This is a genomic window from Tractidigestivibacter scatoligenes (assembly GCF_001494635.1).
Lineage (GTDB): Bacteria > Actinomycetota > Coriobacteriia > Coriobacteriales > Atopobiaceae > Tractidigestivibacter > Tractidigestivibacter scatoligenes.
The window spans coordinates 186,950-201,272 of sequence record NZ_LOJF01000001.1 but is presented as its reverse complement, the minus strand read 5'-3'; the positions used below and the strand labels follow the sequence as shown (position 1 = coordinate 201,272).

10 protein-coding genes and 3 tRNA genes are annotated in these 14,323 nt (G+C 61.5%); 8 read left to right on the top strand and 5 right to left on the bottom strand.

Annotation, left to right across the window (positions count from 1 at the left end; translation table 11 throughout):
* Window positions 1-365: 365 nt before the first annotated feature.
* Both nifJ and AUL39_RS00885 read right to left on the bottom strand, forming a co-directional pair.
* Window positions 366-3,920: a pyruvate:ferredoxin (flavodoxin) oxidoreductase gene (gene nifJ, locus AUL39_RS00890; protein ID WP_059052700.1), complete on the bottom strand. Its 3,555-nt coding sequence runs from the start codon at window positions 3,918-3,920 to the stop codon at window positions 366-368.
* A gap of 360 nt (window positions 3,921-4,280) precedes the next feature.
* Entirely contained in the window at window positions 4,281-4,940 is a 660-nt protein-coding gene (locus AUL39_RS00885; protein WP_059052699.1) for a hypothetical protein, read from the bottom strand.
* A 202-nt stretch (window positions 4,941-5,142) separates the two neighbouring features.
* Between AUL39_RS00885 and AUL39_RS00880 the strand changes: the two genes are divergently transcribed.
* The 4 genes from AUL39_RS00880 to AUL39_RS00865 all read left to right on the top strand — a co-directional run bounded on the left by AUL39_RS00880 (window position 5,143) and on the right by AUL39_RS00865 (window position 7,365).
* Complete coding sequence (locus tag AUL39_RS00880; RefSeq protein WP_059052697.1) at window positions 5,143-5,859, top strand: GNAT family N-acetyltransferase; 717 nt, start codon at window positions 5,143-5,145, stop codon at window positions 5,857-5,859.
* Window positions 5,860-5,905: 46 nt separating this feature from the next.
* Complete coding sequence (gene gluQRS / locus AUL39_RS00875) at window positions 5,906-6,898, top strand: tRNA glutamyl-Q(34) synthetase GluQRS (protein ID WP_268873213.1); 993 nt, start codon at window positions 5,906-5,908, stop codon at window positions 6,896-6,898.
* 97 nt (window positions 6,899-6,995) lie between these two features.
* Window positions 6,996-7,086, top strand: a tRNA-Ser gene (locus AUL39_RS00870).
* Window positions 7,087-7,288: 202 nt separating this feature from the next.
* Window positions 7,289-7,365, top strand: a tRNA-Arg gene (locus AUL39_RS00865).
* An 89-nt stretch (window positions 7,366-7,454) separates the two neighbouring features.
* On the opposite strand, the gene AUL39_RS00860 is transcribed toward AUL39_RS00865, so the two are convergent.
* Entirely contained in the window at window positions 7,455-7,847 is a 393-nt protein-coding gene (locus AUL39_RS00860) for a hypothetical protein (protein WP_059052692.1), read from the bottom strand.
* A gap of 187 nt (window positions 7,848-8,034) precedes the next feature.
* Between AUL39_RS00860 and AUL39_RS00855 the strand changes: the two genes are divergently transcribed.
* On the top strand, window positions 8,035-8,988 hold the full coding sequence (locus tag AUL39_RS00855; protein WP_059052691.1) for a patatin-like phospholipase family protein: 954 nt from the start codon (window positions 8,035-8,037) through the stop codon (window positions 8,986-8,988).
* 106 nt (window positions 8,989-9,094) lie between these two features.
* Here the strand turns inward: AUL39_RS00855 and serS are convergent, their stop codons facing one another.
* A complete protein-coding gene (serS, locus tag AUL39_RS00850) occupies window positions 9,095-10,381 on the bottom strand; it encodes a serine--tRNA ligase (protein ID WP_059052689.1) in 1,287 nt (428 codons plus the stop codon).
* Between the two features lie 147 nt (window positions 10,382-10,528).
* Here serS and AUL39_RS00845 point away from each other — a divergent pair, with 147 nt between their 5' ends.
* Window positions 10,529-10,723, top strand: a complete 195-nt coding sequence (locus AUL39_RS00845) for a DUF6724 family protein (protein ID WP_059052686.1) — start codon at window positions 10,529-10,531, stop codon at window positions 10,721-10,723.
* A 318-nt stretch (window positions 10,724-11,041) separates the two neighbouring features.
* On the opposite strand, the gene AUL39_RS00840 is transcribed toward AUL39_RS00845, so the two are convergent.
* Window positions 11,042-11,128: transfer RNA gene (locus tag AUL39_RS00840), tRNA-Leu, on the bottom strand.
* A 218-nt stretch (window positions 11,129-11,346) separates the two neighbouring features.
* On the opposite strand from AUL39_RS00840, the gene AUL39_RS00835 reads away from it, so the two are divergent.
* On the top strand, window positions 11,347-13,134 hold the full coding sequence (locus tag AUL39_RS00835; RefSeq protein WP_059052684.1) for a serine/threonine-protein kinase: 1,788 nt from the start codon (window positions 11,347-11,349) through the stop codon (window positions 13,132-13,134).
* Window positions 13,118-14,320 carry an FhaA domain-containing protein gene (locus AUL39_RS00830; RefSeq protein ID WP_059052682.1) on the top strand — a complete coding sequence of 401 codons (1,203 nt, stop codon included), beginning with the start codon at window positions 13,118-13,120 and terminating at the stop codon, window positions 14,318-14,320. Before AUL39_RS00835 ends, AUL39_RS00830 begins: the two co-directional genes overlap by 17 nt.
* The last annotated feature ends 3 nt before the right edge of the window (window positions 14,321-14,323 follow it).

The following is a 14,323-nucleotide window of genomic DNA, read 5'->3' as shown; positions in this document are numbered from 1 at the left end:
GCGGTGGTTCCATGGTACCGCACGTGGGCGGCCCCCTGTCCGCCCGGACAACCAATGCCCCTCTCTGCCCCCTCTCCTCTCCCCCCTCCTCTCCCCCCTCCTCTCCCCTCTCCTCTCTCCTCTCCCCTCTCCTCTCCCCCCTTTCTGCTGCCTCTTCCCTTTCTTTAGCGGTATTTGAGAATCCGGCTCCATGTTTGCCCAGTTGATGAGTGGCGCAATTCTCAAATACCGCTAAAGAAAGGGATAAAAAGGGAGGGCGAGAAGGAGCGGGCACGGTGACATACCCACAAGAAAGGGCCCCTGCCGCTGGGCAGGGGCCCTTTCGCTGCACGGACTAGCCGACAGCAGGTATTACTCGGCAGACACTACGCGTCGGCGTACATGTCCTTGAGCTTGAGAAGGTGCGCGTAGCGAGCCATTGCGGCCTCCTCGTTCTCGGCGAAGAGCTCCTGAGCACGGCCGGGGAACTCGTTGACGAGACGAGCATAACGAGCCTCGTTCATCAGGAAGTCCTGGTAGCCACCCTTCGGCTCCTTGGAGTCGAGCGAGAACTTCTTGCCATCGGGCGCAGAAGGATCGAAGCGGAAGAGGTTCCAGTAGCCGCAATCGACGGCGCGCTTCATCTCCTCCTGGCAGTGCATCATGCCGCCCTTCTTGATGGAGTGCATCTCGCAGGGGCTGTAGCCGATGATCAGCGACGGGCCGTTGTAAGCCTCGGCCTCGCGGATGGCCTTGAGAGTCTGCATGGGGTTGGCGCCCATAGCGACCTGAGCGACGTAGATGTAGCCGTAGCTCATGGCAATCTCGGCGAGGGACTTCTTCTTGGTGGTCTTGCCGGCAGCAGCGAACTGCGCAACCTGGCCGAGGTTAGAGGCCTTGGAAGCCTGGCCGCCCGTGTTGGAGTAGACCTCGGTGTCGAAGACAAAGACGTTGACGTCGCGGTTCTGGGCCAGGACGTGGTCAAGGCCGCCAAAGCCGATGTCGTATGCCCAACCGTCGCCGCCGAAGACCCAGAAGGACTTCTTGGTGAGGTAGGACTTCTCGGCCAGGAGCTTCTCAGCCTCAGGGGTGCCAGCGGCCTCGAGCGCCTTGACGAAGGCTGCAGCCGTGGTCTTGGAGGCATCGGCGTCGTTGCGAGCCTCGAGCCAAGCGGTGGCAGCGGCCTTGAGCTCGTCGGAAGCGCCAGACTCGAGCAGTGCCTCGGTCATGGCAACAACGCGGTCACGCTCGGCCTCGTAGCCAACCTCCATACCAAAGCCGTGCTCGGCGTTGTCCTCGAACAGCGAGTTGTTCCACGCGGGACCGTGGCCCTCGGCGTTCGTGGTGTACGGGCAGGTGGCAGCGGGGTTGCCCCAGATGGAGGAGCAGCCGGTAGCGTTGGAGATGAACATGCGGTCGCCGAAGAGCTGGGTCACGAGGCGAGCATAGCTGGTCTCGGCGCAGCCGGCGCAGGAGCCGGAGAACTCAAGCAGCGGCTTGTGGAACTGGGACGCCTTGATGTTGGAGTCGCCAGCGAGCTCGCTCTTCTCGGTGACCTTGTTGACGGCGTAGTCCCAGACCTCTGCCTGATCGGCCTCGGCCTCCTGGGGCACCATCGTGAGGGCGCCACCCTCCTTGACGTCGCTCTTGGGGCACATGGCGACGCAGTTGTAGCAACCCATGCAGTCGAGCGGGGACACGGCAATGGTGAACTTGTAGCCAGTGCCCTTGGGGAGCTTGAGGTCGGTGGTACGCATGGCCTCAGGCGCGGCAGCGGCCTCCTCCTCGGTCATGGCAACCGGACGGATGGTGGCGTGCGGGCACACGTACGAGCAGGTGTTGCACTGGATGCACTTCGTGGGATCCCAGCGCGGGACCATAACGGCGACTCCGCGCTTCTCGTATGCGGAGGCACCAAGCTCCCACTGGCCGTCGGCGTGATCCTCGAAGGCGGAGACGGGCAGGCTGTCGCCGTCCATCATGTCAATCGGGGTGAGCAGCTCCTTGACCTGCTTCACGATGGCCTCGCGGCCCTCAAGGGTGAGGGTGGAGGGCTCGTCAGTGGCGTTGGCCCAGTCGGCAGGCACGTCGAACTTGCGGTAGGCGGTAGCGCCAGCCTCAATGGCCTTGTGGTTGGCGTCGACGATGGCCTGGCCCTTCTTCATGTAGGACTTGGTCGCAGCGTCCTTCATGTACTTGATGGCGTCCTCAGGAGGAAGCACCTTGGCCAGCGAGAAGAACGCGGACTGGAGCACCGTGTTGGTGCGCTTGCCCATGCCAACCTTGGCAGCAAGGTCGATGGCGTCGATCAGGTAGACGTTGATGTTGTTCTGCGCGATGTAGCGCTTGCCGGCGGCAGGCATCTTCTCGGCGAACTCAGCGTCATCCCACTGGCAGTTCACGAGGAACGTGCCGCCCGGCTTGACGTCGCGGACCATCTTGAAGCCCTTGACGATGTAGCTGGGGTTGTGGCAAGCCACGAAGTCTGCCTTCGTGACGTAATAGGGCGAGCGGATGGGAGAATCACCAAAGCGCAGGTGGCTGATGGTGACGCCGCCGGTCTTCTTGGAGTCGTACTGGAAGTAGGCCTGGACGTACTTGTCGGTGTGGTCGCCGATGATCTTGATCGAGTTCTTGTTGGCGCCAACCGTACCGTCGCCGCCAAGGCCCCAGAACTTGCACTCGATGGTGCCAGGAGCAGCAGTGTTGGGGGCGTCGGGATCCATGGGCAGCGACAGGTTGGTGACGTCGTCCACGATACCGATGGTGAACTCCTGCTTGGGGGAGTCCTTCTTGAGCTCGTCGTACACGGCGAAGGCTGCCGCAGGCGGCTCGTCCTTGGAACCAAGGCCGTAACGACCACCAATGACGGTGATGTTGGAGAGGCCGGCCTCGTACAGAGCGGAGACGACATCCTCGTAGAGAGGCTCGCCCACGGAGCCGGGCTCCTTGGTGCGGTCGAGGACGGCGATCTTCTTGGTGGTCTCGGGCAGAACGGCCACGAGGTGCTTGATGGAGAACGGACGATACAGGTGGACCTCGATCAGGCCGACCTTCTCACCCTTGGCCACCAGGTAGTCGATGACCTCCTTGAGCGTGTCGCAGAAGGAGCCCATGCAGACCACAACGCGGTCGGCATCGGGAGCGCCGTAGTAGTTGAACGGCTTGTAGTCCGTGCCGATGCGCTTGTTGATCTCGTCCATGTAGGCCTCGACGACGTCGGGGAGCTCGTCGTAGAGGGTGTTGCAGGCCTCGCGGTTCTGGAAGAACGTGTCTCCGTTCTCGTGGGAGCCACGGGCGTGCGGGTGATCAGGGTTGAGTGCGTGGTCGCGGAAGGCCTGCACGGCGCCCATGTCGAGCATCTCGCCCAGCTCGTCGAAGTCCCAGGTAGCGACCTTCTGGATCTCGTGGGAGGTGCGGAAGCCGTCGAAGAAGTTGAGGAACGGGGTCTTGCCCTTGACGGCAGCGAGGTGCGCGACAGGGGAAAGGTCCATGACCTGCTGGACGTTGCTCTCACAGAGCATGGCAAAGCCGGTCTGGCGGCAGGCCATGACGTCGGAGTGGTCGCCAAAGATGTTCAGCGACTGCGTGGCGACGGTACGGGCGCTCACGTGGAAGACCGTGGGGAGCTGCTCGGCAGCGATCTTGTACATGTTGGGGATCATGAGGAGCAGGCCCTGGGATGCGGTGTAGGTGCTCGTGAGGGCGCCTGCGCCAAGAGAGCCGTGAACGGTGCCTGCGGCGCCGGCCTCAGACTCCATCTCAACAACCTTGACCGGAGTACCAAAGACATTCTTCATGCCCTTAGCGGCCCACTGGTCGACGTGGTCGGCCATAGGGCTAGACGGCGTGATCGGGTAGATGCCCGCCACCTCCGTGTAGGCATACGACACCCAAGCCGCAGCCTCGTTGCCGTCCATCGACTTGAATTTTCTCGCCATATCCTCTCCTTCTCAGCAATGCCGCCGCCGTGACGGTAGTTGCCAAACTTAGCGGCCCGGGGACTAGCTGGCCCCGAGGCTTGTGCCTTGAATACCGCGCAAAGCAGTTACCCAGACAGACTTCATGATACCGCAACGCCCTCGCCTTAATACGGCAACGGGTTTGGCGAGAGCGACAAGGGAGCGCGACTGTTTAGCAGCTAAATACCCTGTTCTAACTAGGGATTCCTTGAACTGCGGCAACGCTTCGAATGACGGCGAAGCGAATGCAAGAAGGCCCTTGGAGAGCATAAGGAATTAGCTGCAATTTCTTACCGCTTACCGTCAAAACAAGACCGCCCACCGCTCTATCGCACGCTTTTACCGTTTTTTCTTTTGGGCTGCCAATAGACGCTCATATCCCTCGGCAAGCTTGGCCCCCCGAGGGCCGGCCGCATCGCTGGCGCACACAATGCCGTGCTCATCAGAAACAAGGAAGATCTCGTCGTAGACAAGGGTGTTGTCGAGAAGTCCCTGGGCGATTCCCTGCTCGCGTGTTACGGTAATCCCAACCGTATTAGCGAGGTCACACACAAGCGTGACCGAGCCTGACGCGTCTTCTGCGGCACCCATGCCACAAACGAGGGTATCCCCGCGGGCAACCCAAAGGGTCTCGGGAGCCACGCCGGTCTCTTCGGCCTCTCGAGCAGACTCTATCGCCCGGTCTGCAAGGGTTGTCGCAGTTGGCGAATCGATTGGCTCGTAGGGACCAACGGTCATGGCCGCCTGGCCCTTTTCGTCCAGAACAATCATGAGGACGCCATCAGGATTGAGTGCGGAGCCATCGCGCAGCGTCCACTCGATGTGCTGCTTTGCCCAGGCAACCAACTGGGTGGAGACCGCCTGTCCGTTGACCACGCGCTTCGAGAGCGCGCGGAGGTGGCGGTTCTCCATGGGAAGTCCGCCAGAGGCCAGACGCCACCGGCACACAAGAACTGGGCGCCCCAAAGTGAAGTCCTGCTCTGCCTTATTGTCGCTCATTGTTGCCACCCTCCCGGCATGCGCTGGCATTGCCGAAACAGCTCTTTGACGTGTGGTTCCAAGGGCTTCTCGCCCGGTGCACCCGCGGCGAGCGCCCAAGGCTTGCACCGAGCATGGTACCCAATGCACCGCTGGCGGTACTGTGAGAAGATGTGACGCTATATGCATGCAAGCTGCGAGATATATGAGAGGTGCAAGAATCATGGCGCGGCGTGACGAACGCACGTGTGACGAGAAAATCGAGCTGTCAGAGGAGCTAACGCTCGAAGAGCCAACGGAGGCGGCACTGGAGGCGGCAGCCAGGCTGGTTGGTAAGACCTGGTATCCAGACGAACCAGCCGCATGGCGGGGTGCCTGCGAGAAGGTTGAGCTTGCACATCATCTCGAGCACGCAACGTACGTACGCGCCGCAATGCTCAACGGGAGCTTTGCGGGAATCATTGCCGCCGCCCCCACCGAGGCGCACGAAGTCAAAGCAGCCGCAGACGTGAGTGCCCTCTGGTATCGAGATCACCTTCGAAAGGTTACTCCGTGGGCAATTGGGACCAGCGACGAAGCAGCCATTGGAGCGTCCCTAGCTCCGGTTACTGCCGAAATGATCCTCACGCAGGAGTTTCTCAAGAAGCGTGATGCCCGTTCTGCCTGGGAAATCACGCTTCTGGCAATTGATCCCGCGTGCCAAGGCCATGGCATTGGGAAAGCCCTTCTCACGGATGTGGTTGCCTACCTGCAAAGCCAGGAGGCGGCGGGCTTCTTCCTTGCAACCGACGACGGCTGTGACTTTGGCTTCTACGACCACCTTGGCCTCGAGCGCATAGCTGCCAGAGAGACGCCAATCGCAGCGGAGGGCCTGGGAGACCAACCATTCCACGTCTACCTCTACGGCGCACTGCTTGGAGATCCTTGCGATGTGCGATAGCGTCAACACGGGAGCTCTCCCCCAGAACGCCGCAGAGTTTTCTGGAGTGTCTGGCGCCACGCAGACAAACCAGCCGGTAGTTGGTCGCTTTGCGCCAACTCCCTCTGGACGCATGCACCTGGGGAACGTCTTCTCGGCCCTCATGGCATGGCTCTCGGCGAGGAGCGCAGGCGGTCGCATGATAATGCGAGTAGAGGACCTTGACCCTCGGGCTCAGGACCGCGCAGTAGCCGGCCTTCTTATGGACGACCTCGCTTGGCTTGGCCTTGACTGGGACGAGGGTCCCTACTTCCAAAGCGAGCGCGGGGATTTGTATGCCAAGGCGATCGCGCAGCTTTGCGAGCAGGGCCTCACCTATCCTTGCTTTTGCACGCGATCCGAGTTGCACGCGGCAACAGCGCCTCACGCTTCCGATGGTACCTACGTCTACCAGGGCACATGCAGGAACCTCTCCCCCAAAGAGATAGCTGAGAAGTCCAGGCTCCGGGCTCCCGCAACTCGGCTGCGCGTACCCAACGAGGACGACCCCACCGGCACTGTCTCGTTCTGCGACATTGTCTATGGCCCCTGCTCGGAGGTTCTCGCGCGGGAATGTGGTGACTTCTTGGTGCGCAGAAGTGACGGGGTTGTTGCCTACCAGCTTGCGGTTGTGGTCGATGACGCCCTTATAGGGGTGACGCAGGTGGTGCGCGGACACGACCTGCTTGGGTCGGTCCCGCGCCAGATGTACCTCCAGCGAAAGCTTGGGTTTTCCTCCCCCTCCTACGCCCATGTTCCGCTCCTCGTAGGCCCGGACGGGCGGCGCCTCTCCAAGCGGGACCACGACCTTGACCTTGGCGTTATTCGCGAGAATGGCTATTCTCCCCGCAAGGTGATTGGGTATCTTGCCTCCCTTGTGGGGCTTGCAGAGAAGGGCGAGGAAGTCTCGGCGGACGAGCTTGTACCTCGATTCTCCTGGGATGCCCTTCGCAAGCATAGGGCCGATATCGTGATGGAACATGAGACGCTTCCTCCTTTTGCAGATGCCTCTCGCCCGTAGCCGCGGGACCGATAAAGAAAGTTGGGAACGCCCACATCTCGAAAACTGGGTTGTGACAAGCCCGCTTTGTGGGGTATCATGCTTGGGCACAACGTTCGGAGAGCTGACCGAGAGGCCGAAGGTGCTCGCCTGCTAAGCGAGTATTCCCTCCAAGGGAATCTGGGGTTCGAATCCCCAGCTCTCCGCCAGAGCATTAACGTACGAACTTGCCCGCTAGCAAGGGTGCTTAGTTACGACGTGAGCATATGGGGCCGGGGGCAGCGATGTTCTCGGCCCCTTCGTTTTGCCGACTCGCACAGCAGTACAGAGCAGTCCGCATTGCGACAATAATGTGTGCGAGAAAAAGTTCTTGACGTCCCTAAGCATTCGTGCCATATTATCTAACCGCACGCGCCGTTACCTCAGCTGGATAGAGGACCTGACTACGAATCAGGGCGTCATAGGTTCGAATCCTATACGGCGCACCACGAACTTGAGAGCCAGGCGAGAATTTCTCGCCTGGCTGTTTTCTTATCCATGGCAATTGTGCTTGCCGCGCCTCTACACCACGTACCGCTTACGGCCTTTCAAAGCTAGGCCGATACGTTGCGCCCGTAGAGCCCAGCGACTGATACGCATATGGGACTCTCCGCAAATCGCAAAGATCCATTAGGTCGATTAGGGCATGTTCCCCGTCTTTGAAGTACGCGCGCAAGACGATGCCCGCCTTGTCGCCTGCAGCCCCATCCCCGAGTAGCTCCATAAGATCACCTATGACGCCCGGAGAGAAAATGGCCCTCAGCTTGTGAGCGGACTCACCATATGCAACGCTGGTGGAAGGACCGCTCACCTCCTCGCTTACCATGAGCGACCCATCTTCGGCATAACCATACTTGACCACCGTGACGTCATCAAACTGCTTCTTCCGAGAGATGACCTGCATTTCTCCGCTCTGCATGTTCTTAGCCATCTTTGACCCCTCCCCATTTGATTGCGTGTTGAAGCTAGTCTACTCTATTGACTCAAAATTACAGAACATATGTTCTCATAATTCACTCACCGGTAATTCTCTTCGGCGAGCGGCATACGAGGGATGTGGCGGAGAGGAATATCTCCGGGTACTTTAGAACTTAGTTGTCCGAGGGACGGAGGATGGGATGAGCAAGGTCGACGGAGTAGGCGTTGCGTTCTGCGGTGGCGGCTTCCGCTCGTATGCTGAGGTCGCTGTTGTCGAGGATCTGGCACGGGAGGGAATCAACATTGGCGCTGTTGCGGGCACATCGATGGGCTCCCTTGTCGCCGCCCTCGTGGGGGCGGGCCTCTCGCCCGAGCGCGTTGCAGAGCTGCTGGTTGAGTTGGACCGCCGGGTTGTCGAGACGGGCACCCTCAAGAACCTGCGTCTGCGCGTGATTAACATGGTGACCTCAAACGGCATCGTCGAATCCGAGAAGATGCAGGAGCTTGCTCGCGGCGTCCTTGGCGAGGCGGGCATCCATACCTTTGCAGACTTTATCATGCCGGTTGCCATGCCGGCCGTAGACATTGTCTCGGGCGAGCTCACCGTGTTCACAAACGACCCGGAGCTCTTCAAGAGCACGGGCGCTGGCTGGACCTGCATCTCGGGCGATGACCTTGACGTGGCAAGCTGCGCCTGCGCCTCGGCCTCGTATCCCCTGGTCATTGCGCCAACCACCTATAGGGGCCACGTCTACATGGACGGAGGCTGCCGCATGAACCTCCCCACTCCACTCTTCGACCGCAGCTCGGTGGATGCGGTAGTGGGCGTGGGAATGATTCGCCAGCTCGAGCCCCTCAATGACCTCAAGCCGCTTGCCATTGCCCAGAGGACCATGTCGTGCGGCGCAAACCAGCTCGACCGCCTGCACGCACAAGCTGCCGACATCTACGTCAACCTGCCCGTTTCCGGCGCAGACGCCTTCCAGGCGGGAACCGGCAAGCAGGTCATTGACGAGGCGCGAGAGATGCTTCGCGCCAATCCGGTTGACTGGAGCCCCGCACGGCCCAGCGCCTTCTCGGCCATGCGCCGCGCCGCCGTGGACGCCATTGCCAGCATGGTCCGTGGCTGGCAGAGCTCCCAGCAGAACTCCTAGCGCGCTCAACTCATCCGCGCACAAAAGAGGGGGTGCCGCCACCAGGCGACACCCCCTAATGAGACAAAGGGACAGTCCCTTTGTCTCAAGAGAAACTCCCTCTGTCTCATGCAAGAGGCTTGATGACCTCCATGTCGCGCATGTAGGGACGCAGAACCTCGGGCACCGTAATGGAGCCGTCGGCGTTCTGGTAGTTCTCCATGATTGCGGCCATGGTGCGTCCAACGGCAAGGCCAGAGCCGTTGAGGGTGTGGACCAGGCGCGTACCCTTGAACTCCGCGGGGTCCTTGTAGCGGATGTTCGCACGGCGTGCCTGGAAGTCCCAGCAGTTTGAGCAGGAGGAGATCTCCTTGTAGTTGTTGTAGCTGGGCAGCCAGACCTCGAGGTCGTAGCACTTGGTGGCCGAGAAGCCAATGTCACCGGTGCAGAGCGTGACCACGTGGTAGGGAAGGCCAAGGAGCTGCAGGCACCTCTCGGCCTCGGCGACCATGCTCTCGAGCTGGTTCATCGAGTCCTCGGGCTTGGCGAACTTGACCATCTCGACCTTGTCGAACTCGTGCACGCGAATGATGCCGCGCGTGTCTCGGCCGGCAGAGCCTGCCTCCTCGCGGAAGCAGGGCGTGAAGGCGGTGTACCAAAGTGGCAGCTTGTCACCGTCGAGAATCTCGTCCCTGTGGATGTTGGTGAGCATAACCTCGGCCGTGGGGATGAGGTACATGCCGCCGCTCACGTGGTAGAGGTCCTCGTCGAACTTGGGCAGCTGGCCCGTGCCAAAGAGGGAGTCATAGTTGGTAATGACGGGCGGCCACCACTCGGTGAAACCCGCCTTCACGTGCGTGTCAATGAAGAAGTTGATAAGCGCGCGCTCCATGAGGGCGCCCGCGCCGCCAAGCAGGTAGAAGCGCGTGCCGGCAAGCTTGATGCCACGCTCGAAGTCGATCATGCCGGTGGAGGGGCCAAGGTCCCAGTGCGCCTTGGGCTCGAAGTCGAACTGCGTGGGCTCGCCCCAGCGACGGACCTCGGGGTTGTCGGAGTCATCGACGCCATACGGCACGGACTCATGCGGGATATTGGGGATGGCGGCAACCAGGTCAAACAGGTCCTTCTCGACCTTGGTACGCTTATCGTTAAGCTCGGCAATGCGGTCCTTGCTAGCCGCAACCTTGGCCTTTGCAGCCTCGGCCTCGTCCTTCTTGCCCTCGCGCATGAGCTGGCCCACCTGCTTGGAGATGGAATTGCGGTCCGCCTGCAGCTGCTCTACCTCAGCAATGACCGAGCGACGCTCCTCGTCAAGCTCGAAGAAGCGCTCGCGATCCCAATGCGCGTTCTGGCGAGAGGCGCAAGACTTGTCAACGAGGTCTGGATTCTCTCGCACGAACTTAATGTCGAGCATGTGTGAACTCCCTTGCGTATGTGCGACGATATGCCGCAGCGATGTCCGGCGCGCCAAAGCCGCAGCTGCGGCCCGACGGCGCTCCAAGTATATACTTGTGCGGTATCCGTTGGCCCCTTGCGGGCCCAAAGCCCGGGAGGCTTACGTATGCAGGACTTCTTCACCTGGCTTTTCAGCGACAAGACCGGCGTAGTGTGCCTCGTGATTGGCGGCATGCTGGTATGCCTGCTCATCTCATTCGTCCTTGAGCGTCGCACGCGCAAGCAGTACTACAACCACGAGAAGTCCGACGACGATTGGGACCTGTTTGGCGATGACGACGATGAGGACGCCGATAAGTAGCCCTCAAGGCTGAGAAGAACGTGACGGCACCGGTGCAGCAAGCGACGGTGCCGCTTGTTGTGTGTACGAAACCCCCGCTCCGGCGCCATTTTGCCGCCCGAGTGCAGGTTTTAGCAGCAAGTTTGTACAAAAGGGGCTCTCCGGCGGCAATTTGTCTCCGGAAGGCGCGTTTTGGCAGCAGGTGCGTACAAAATCCTTGTTCCGGCGGCATTAATTCGCCTGAGTGCGCATTTCCGTGTTGCGCCGCGCGAGAGCAGCCAGGCAAGCGTAAAGAAGAGCGCCTCCGCTGGAACCCAGCGAAGGCGCTCTGGCAATTCATGGTGCGGGCGAAAGGACTTGAACCTTCATGAGATTGCTCTCATACGGACCTGAACCGTACGCGTCTGCCAATTCCGCCACGCCCGCGTGCTGGGATATATTACAGCATCCAGCGAAAAATGCCAACCGAAGTTTGGCAAAAGTCACAGCTGAAAGGGCGTCGGGTTCAACCCCGAAAGGACATCTGCCAACAGTCAAGCGTCACATTCCTCTCGTGCCAGAAACTCCCACCAACCCGTTTAGGTAGAATGTCCTCATCACGGCCAGAAAAAAACGAAGTCACAAACGCACAACGAGGAGTTGCCGTGGGCAGCACCAACCCCACACAGAGCGCCGTGCGGCCGGTCAAGCCCGGCTCGCACGCTATCCCCGAGGAGACGCTCCTCGGGCGCTACCGTGTGCTCGCCCGGCGGGGCGCCGGTGGCTTTGGCACCGTATGCACCTGCTGGGACACGCGCCTGCAGCGCAGGGTTGCCATCAAGCGCATTCCGCTACTTGCCGCAGGGGACTCCACTGGCATCTCCGCCTCAACGGCGGACGAGGCGCTGGCCGAGGCGCGTACCGCCTGCCTTCTCGCCCACCCAAACATCGTGACGGTCTACGACTTTGAGACAGACGGTACCTACGCGTACCTGGTCATGGAGTACGTGGACGGCCTCAACCTTGCCGAGCTTCTTGCCCGCGTTGAGAACGGCGTCCTTACGCACGAGGAGTGTGCCCACGTGCTGCGTTCGGTTGCTGCCGCACTCACCTATGCCCACGAGAACGGCGTGCTCCACCTGGACATCAAGCCCACGAACATCATGATCGACCGTCAGGGCACCGTGAAGCTGGCGGACTTTGGCATGGCAACGCTCGCCTCGGCTGCCGGCTACGGCGGGGCGCGCGGCGGCACGGTTGGCTACATGCCGCCCGAGCAGATTCAGGGCCTTCTTGTAGACGAACGCACGGACGTGTTCTCCCTTGCCGTCGTGACCTGGCAGGCGCTTACGGGGAGAAGCCCGTTTGCCTCCGCTACGCCCAAGGGCTCGCTCGACGCAATAGTTCGCGGCCCCAAGCCGCCAATCTCCAAGCTTGATCCAAGCCTTGCCCCCGAGGCCGAGACCGCCCTGCTCCGCGCCCTGTCCCCCACTGCCGCCGAGCGGACCTCCTCCGTAAAGGAGTTTGCGCGGGCCATGCTGCCCGAGCTTGGCGACGGTGCCGAGGGGGCAGAGTCCCTTCGCGAGCTGGTTGACCAGTCCGAGAACGACGACCCGTCCCTTGCCGCCACGCCATCCAAGCTGCCCGCGCACGTGCGCCTGCCCTGGTTGGCCCCTGCCCTCGAGCGTGCGGCCTCCGCAGTATGCACGTTTTTTGCCATGCACACCATCCTGCCTGCCATCCCCAGCACGACAGACGCCTTTTCGCTGATAGGGGCCCTGGTCTCTGCTGCGGCGTGCGCCGCGTGGCCGCCCATAGGCTCTGCTATCGCAGGCGTTGCCCTCGTGGTGGCGCTTGCCACGGCACACGTTACGGCGTCGTCATTCCCGCTGGCGCTTGTGACCGCAGCAAGCCTTGCGGTGTGGTGGGTCACCTGCGGCCACACGGACCACGTTTCCACCGCAGCCCTGCTTGCCCCCGTCTGCCTCAACTCGCCCGCCGCGGGCGTTGCTCTAGCCGGCTACGGCATGGACCCTCTTCCCGCGGCTGCCACAGGTGCCGCAGGAGCACTTCTCTCGCTTCTCGCAGGGGCTGCCGCAGCAGGGGGCTTCTCGGCCCAAACAACCGTAGCAGCACTTGTCCCCATCCTCTCAAGCCCTGCAACATGGGCCATCGTGGCGGGGTGCGCAGCCTCGGCCCTTCTGGCATCTGCAATAGCCATGAGAGGAAGCGTTGCCTCGGGCATTGTGGGACAGGTTGTGGGTGCCGTCTCCATCACCTTGTTTTGGCTTCTCGCCTGCAGAGTGGAATCTAGCGGGTATTGGTTTGGCCAGATATTGGAGGGCTGTGGGCTTGCTGTATTCTTGAGTGTGTTTTTGTGTGTGGAAACCGTCCTGAGGGGTCCTCTGGACGAGGACCAGGAAGGCGAGGACTCAGATGAGCTTTCTCAGTGATTTTGAGGACCGAATAAGCTCGGTCTTCGAGTCTGCCCCACAGGGCTATGCGGAGCCATTCTCATTCAAGAAGCTTGCCAAGCACGCCGCCCGCAAGATGGAGAGCGAGACGTACCGCATAGATGGCGTGGACACCGCACCCGCTCTCTACACGGTGCTGGTCTCGGCCGAGGACGACTCCCTTATGCGCCCGCTGTACGAGCGCATTGACTACGAACTTGGCGAGTTCATCACCGAGTCCGCCAACAAGAAGGGCTATGCGTTGGTAGGCAGGCCACTCGTGCGCTTTATGGTTGACGAGTCCTTAAAGTCCGGCAAGTTCTACGTTGACGCCGAGAACGTCAACGAGCAGACGCTTGCGCGACTTCGCGAGGAGGAGCGCGCATTCCTAGGCGGCAACTCCAGCGTTGGAGGCGCAGCGGCAATTGGCAAGCCGCGTGGACGGCGAGGCGTGGGTCATCTCAACCCCATTCCGCAGCCCGTAGCGCCCATGCCTTCTCCACAGCCCATCCCCAGCGGCACCGATGCCGGCCTGGACGTAATGCCCATTGACTATGTCGAGCCCGCAGGCACCGTGATTCCCGCGATGGCCTCGCCTTCTTCGTCTACCCCCATGCCGGTGCCCTACGTTGACGCAAGCCCATCACAGGTTGTGCCTCCCGTTGCCGTGCCCGTTGTGACTCCAGCCGTTCCTGGCGGCCAGCCGGTTGTGCAACCCGTGGCACAGGCAGTCCAGGAGCAGGCCCAGGCCGTTATGGCCGCAACTCCGCAGCCCGGCAGCATCCCCGCGCCCACTCCGCAGCCGCAGGCTGCTAACCAGGCACCCACCCCTGTGCCAGACACCCGACGCCGCAGCGTCTCTGTGCCCGCAGCTCCTGCCCAGGCCGCAGCGCCCCATGCCGCAACCTGCATGCTCATCGACCGCCAGAGCGGCCGCACCTATGCCGCGCAGGCCCCCTCGTGCCTCATTGGGCGCGAGCGCTCGCAGTGCGGCATCTACCTGCGCGATCCCAACGTCTCCCGTCGCCACGCAGAACTCTCGTACGACGGCAGCAACTGGCACATCGTTGACCTCAACTCCACCAACGGCACGCTCGTCAACGATATCGACGTGGACGAGTGCGTCCTGCGCGACGGTGACCTCATTACCGTTGGCCTCGTGAACCTCGAGTTCAGGGAGAGCTAGGCC

Excerpts from the sequence above, each read along its gene's own strand:
- nifJ (WP_059052700.1), bottom strand. The coding sequence starts at position 3,920 with ATGGCGAGAAAATTCAAGTCGATGGACGGCAACGAGGCTGCGGCTTGG.
- AUL39_RS00885 (WP_059052699.1), bottom strand. The coding sequence starts at position 4,940 with ATGAGCGACAATAAGGCAGAGCAGGACTTCACTTTGGGGCGCCCAGTT.
- AUL39_RS00880 (WP_059052697.1), top strand. The coding sequence starts at position 5,143 with ATGGCGCGGCGTGACGAACGCACGTGTGACGAGAAAATCGAGCTGTCA.
- AUL39_RS00860 (WP_059052692.1), bottom strand. The coding sequence starts at position 7,847 with ATGGCTAAGAACATGCAGAGCGGAGAAATGCAGGTCATCTCTCGGAAG.
- AUL39_RS00855 (WP_059052691.1), top strand. The coding sequence starts at position 8,035 with ATGAGCAAGGTCGACGGAGTAGGCGTTGCGTTCTGCGGTGGCGGCTTC.
- serS (WP_059052689.1), bottom strand. The coding sequence starts at position 10,381 with ATGCTCGACATTAAGTTCGTGCGAGAGAATCCAGACCTCGTTGACAAG.
- AUL39_RS00845 (WP_059052686.1), top strand. The coding sequence starts at position 10,529 with ATGCAGGACTTCTTCACCTGGCTTTTCAGCGACAAGACCGGCGTAGTG.
- AUL39_RS00830 (WP_059052682.1), top strand. The coding sequence starts at position 13,118 with ATGAGCTTTCTCAGTGATTTTGAGGACCGAATAAGCTCGGTCTTCGAG.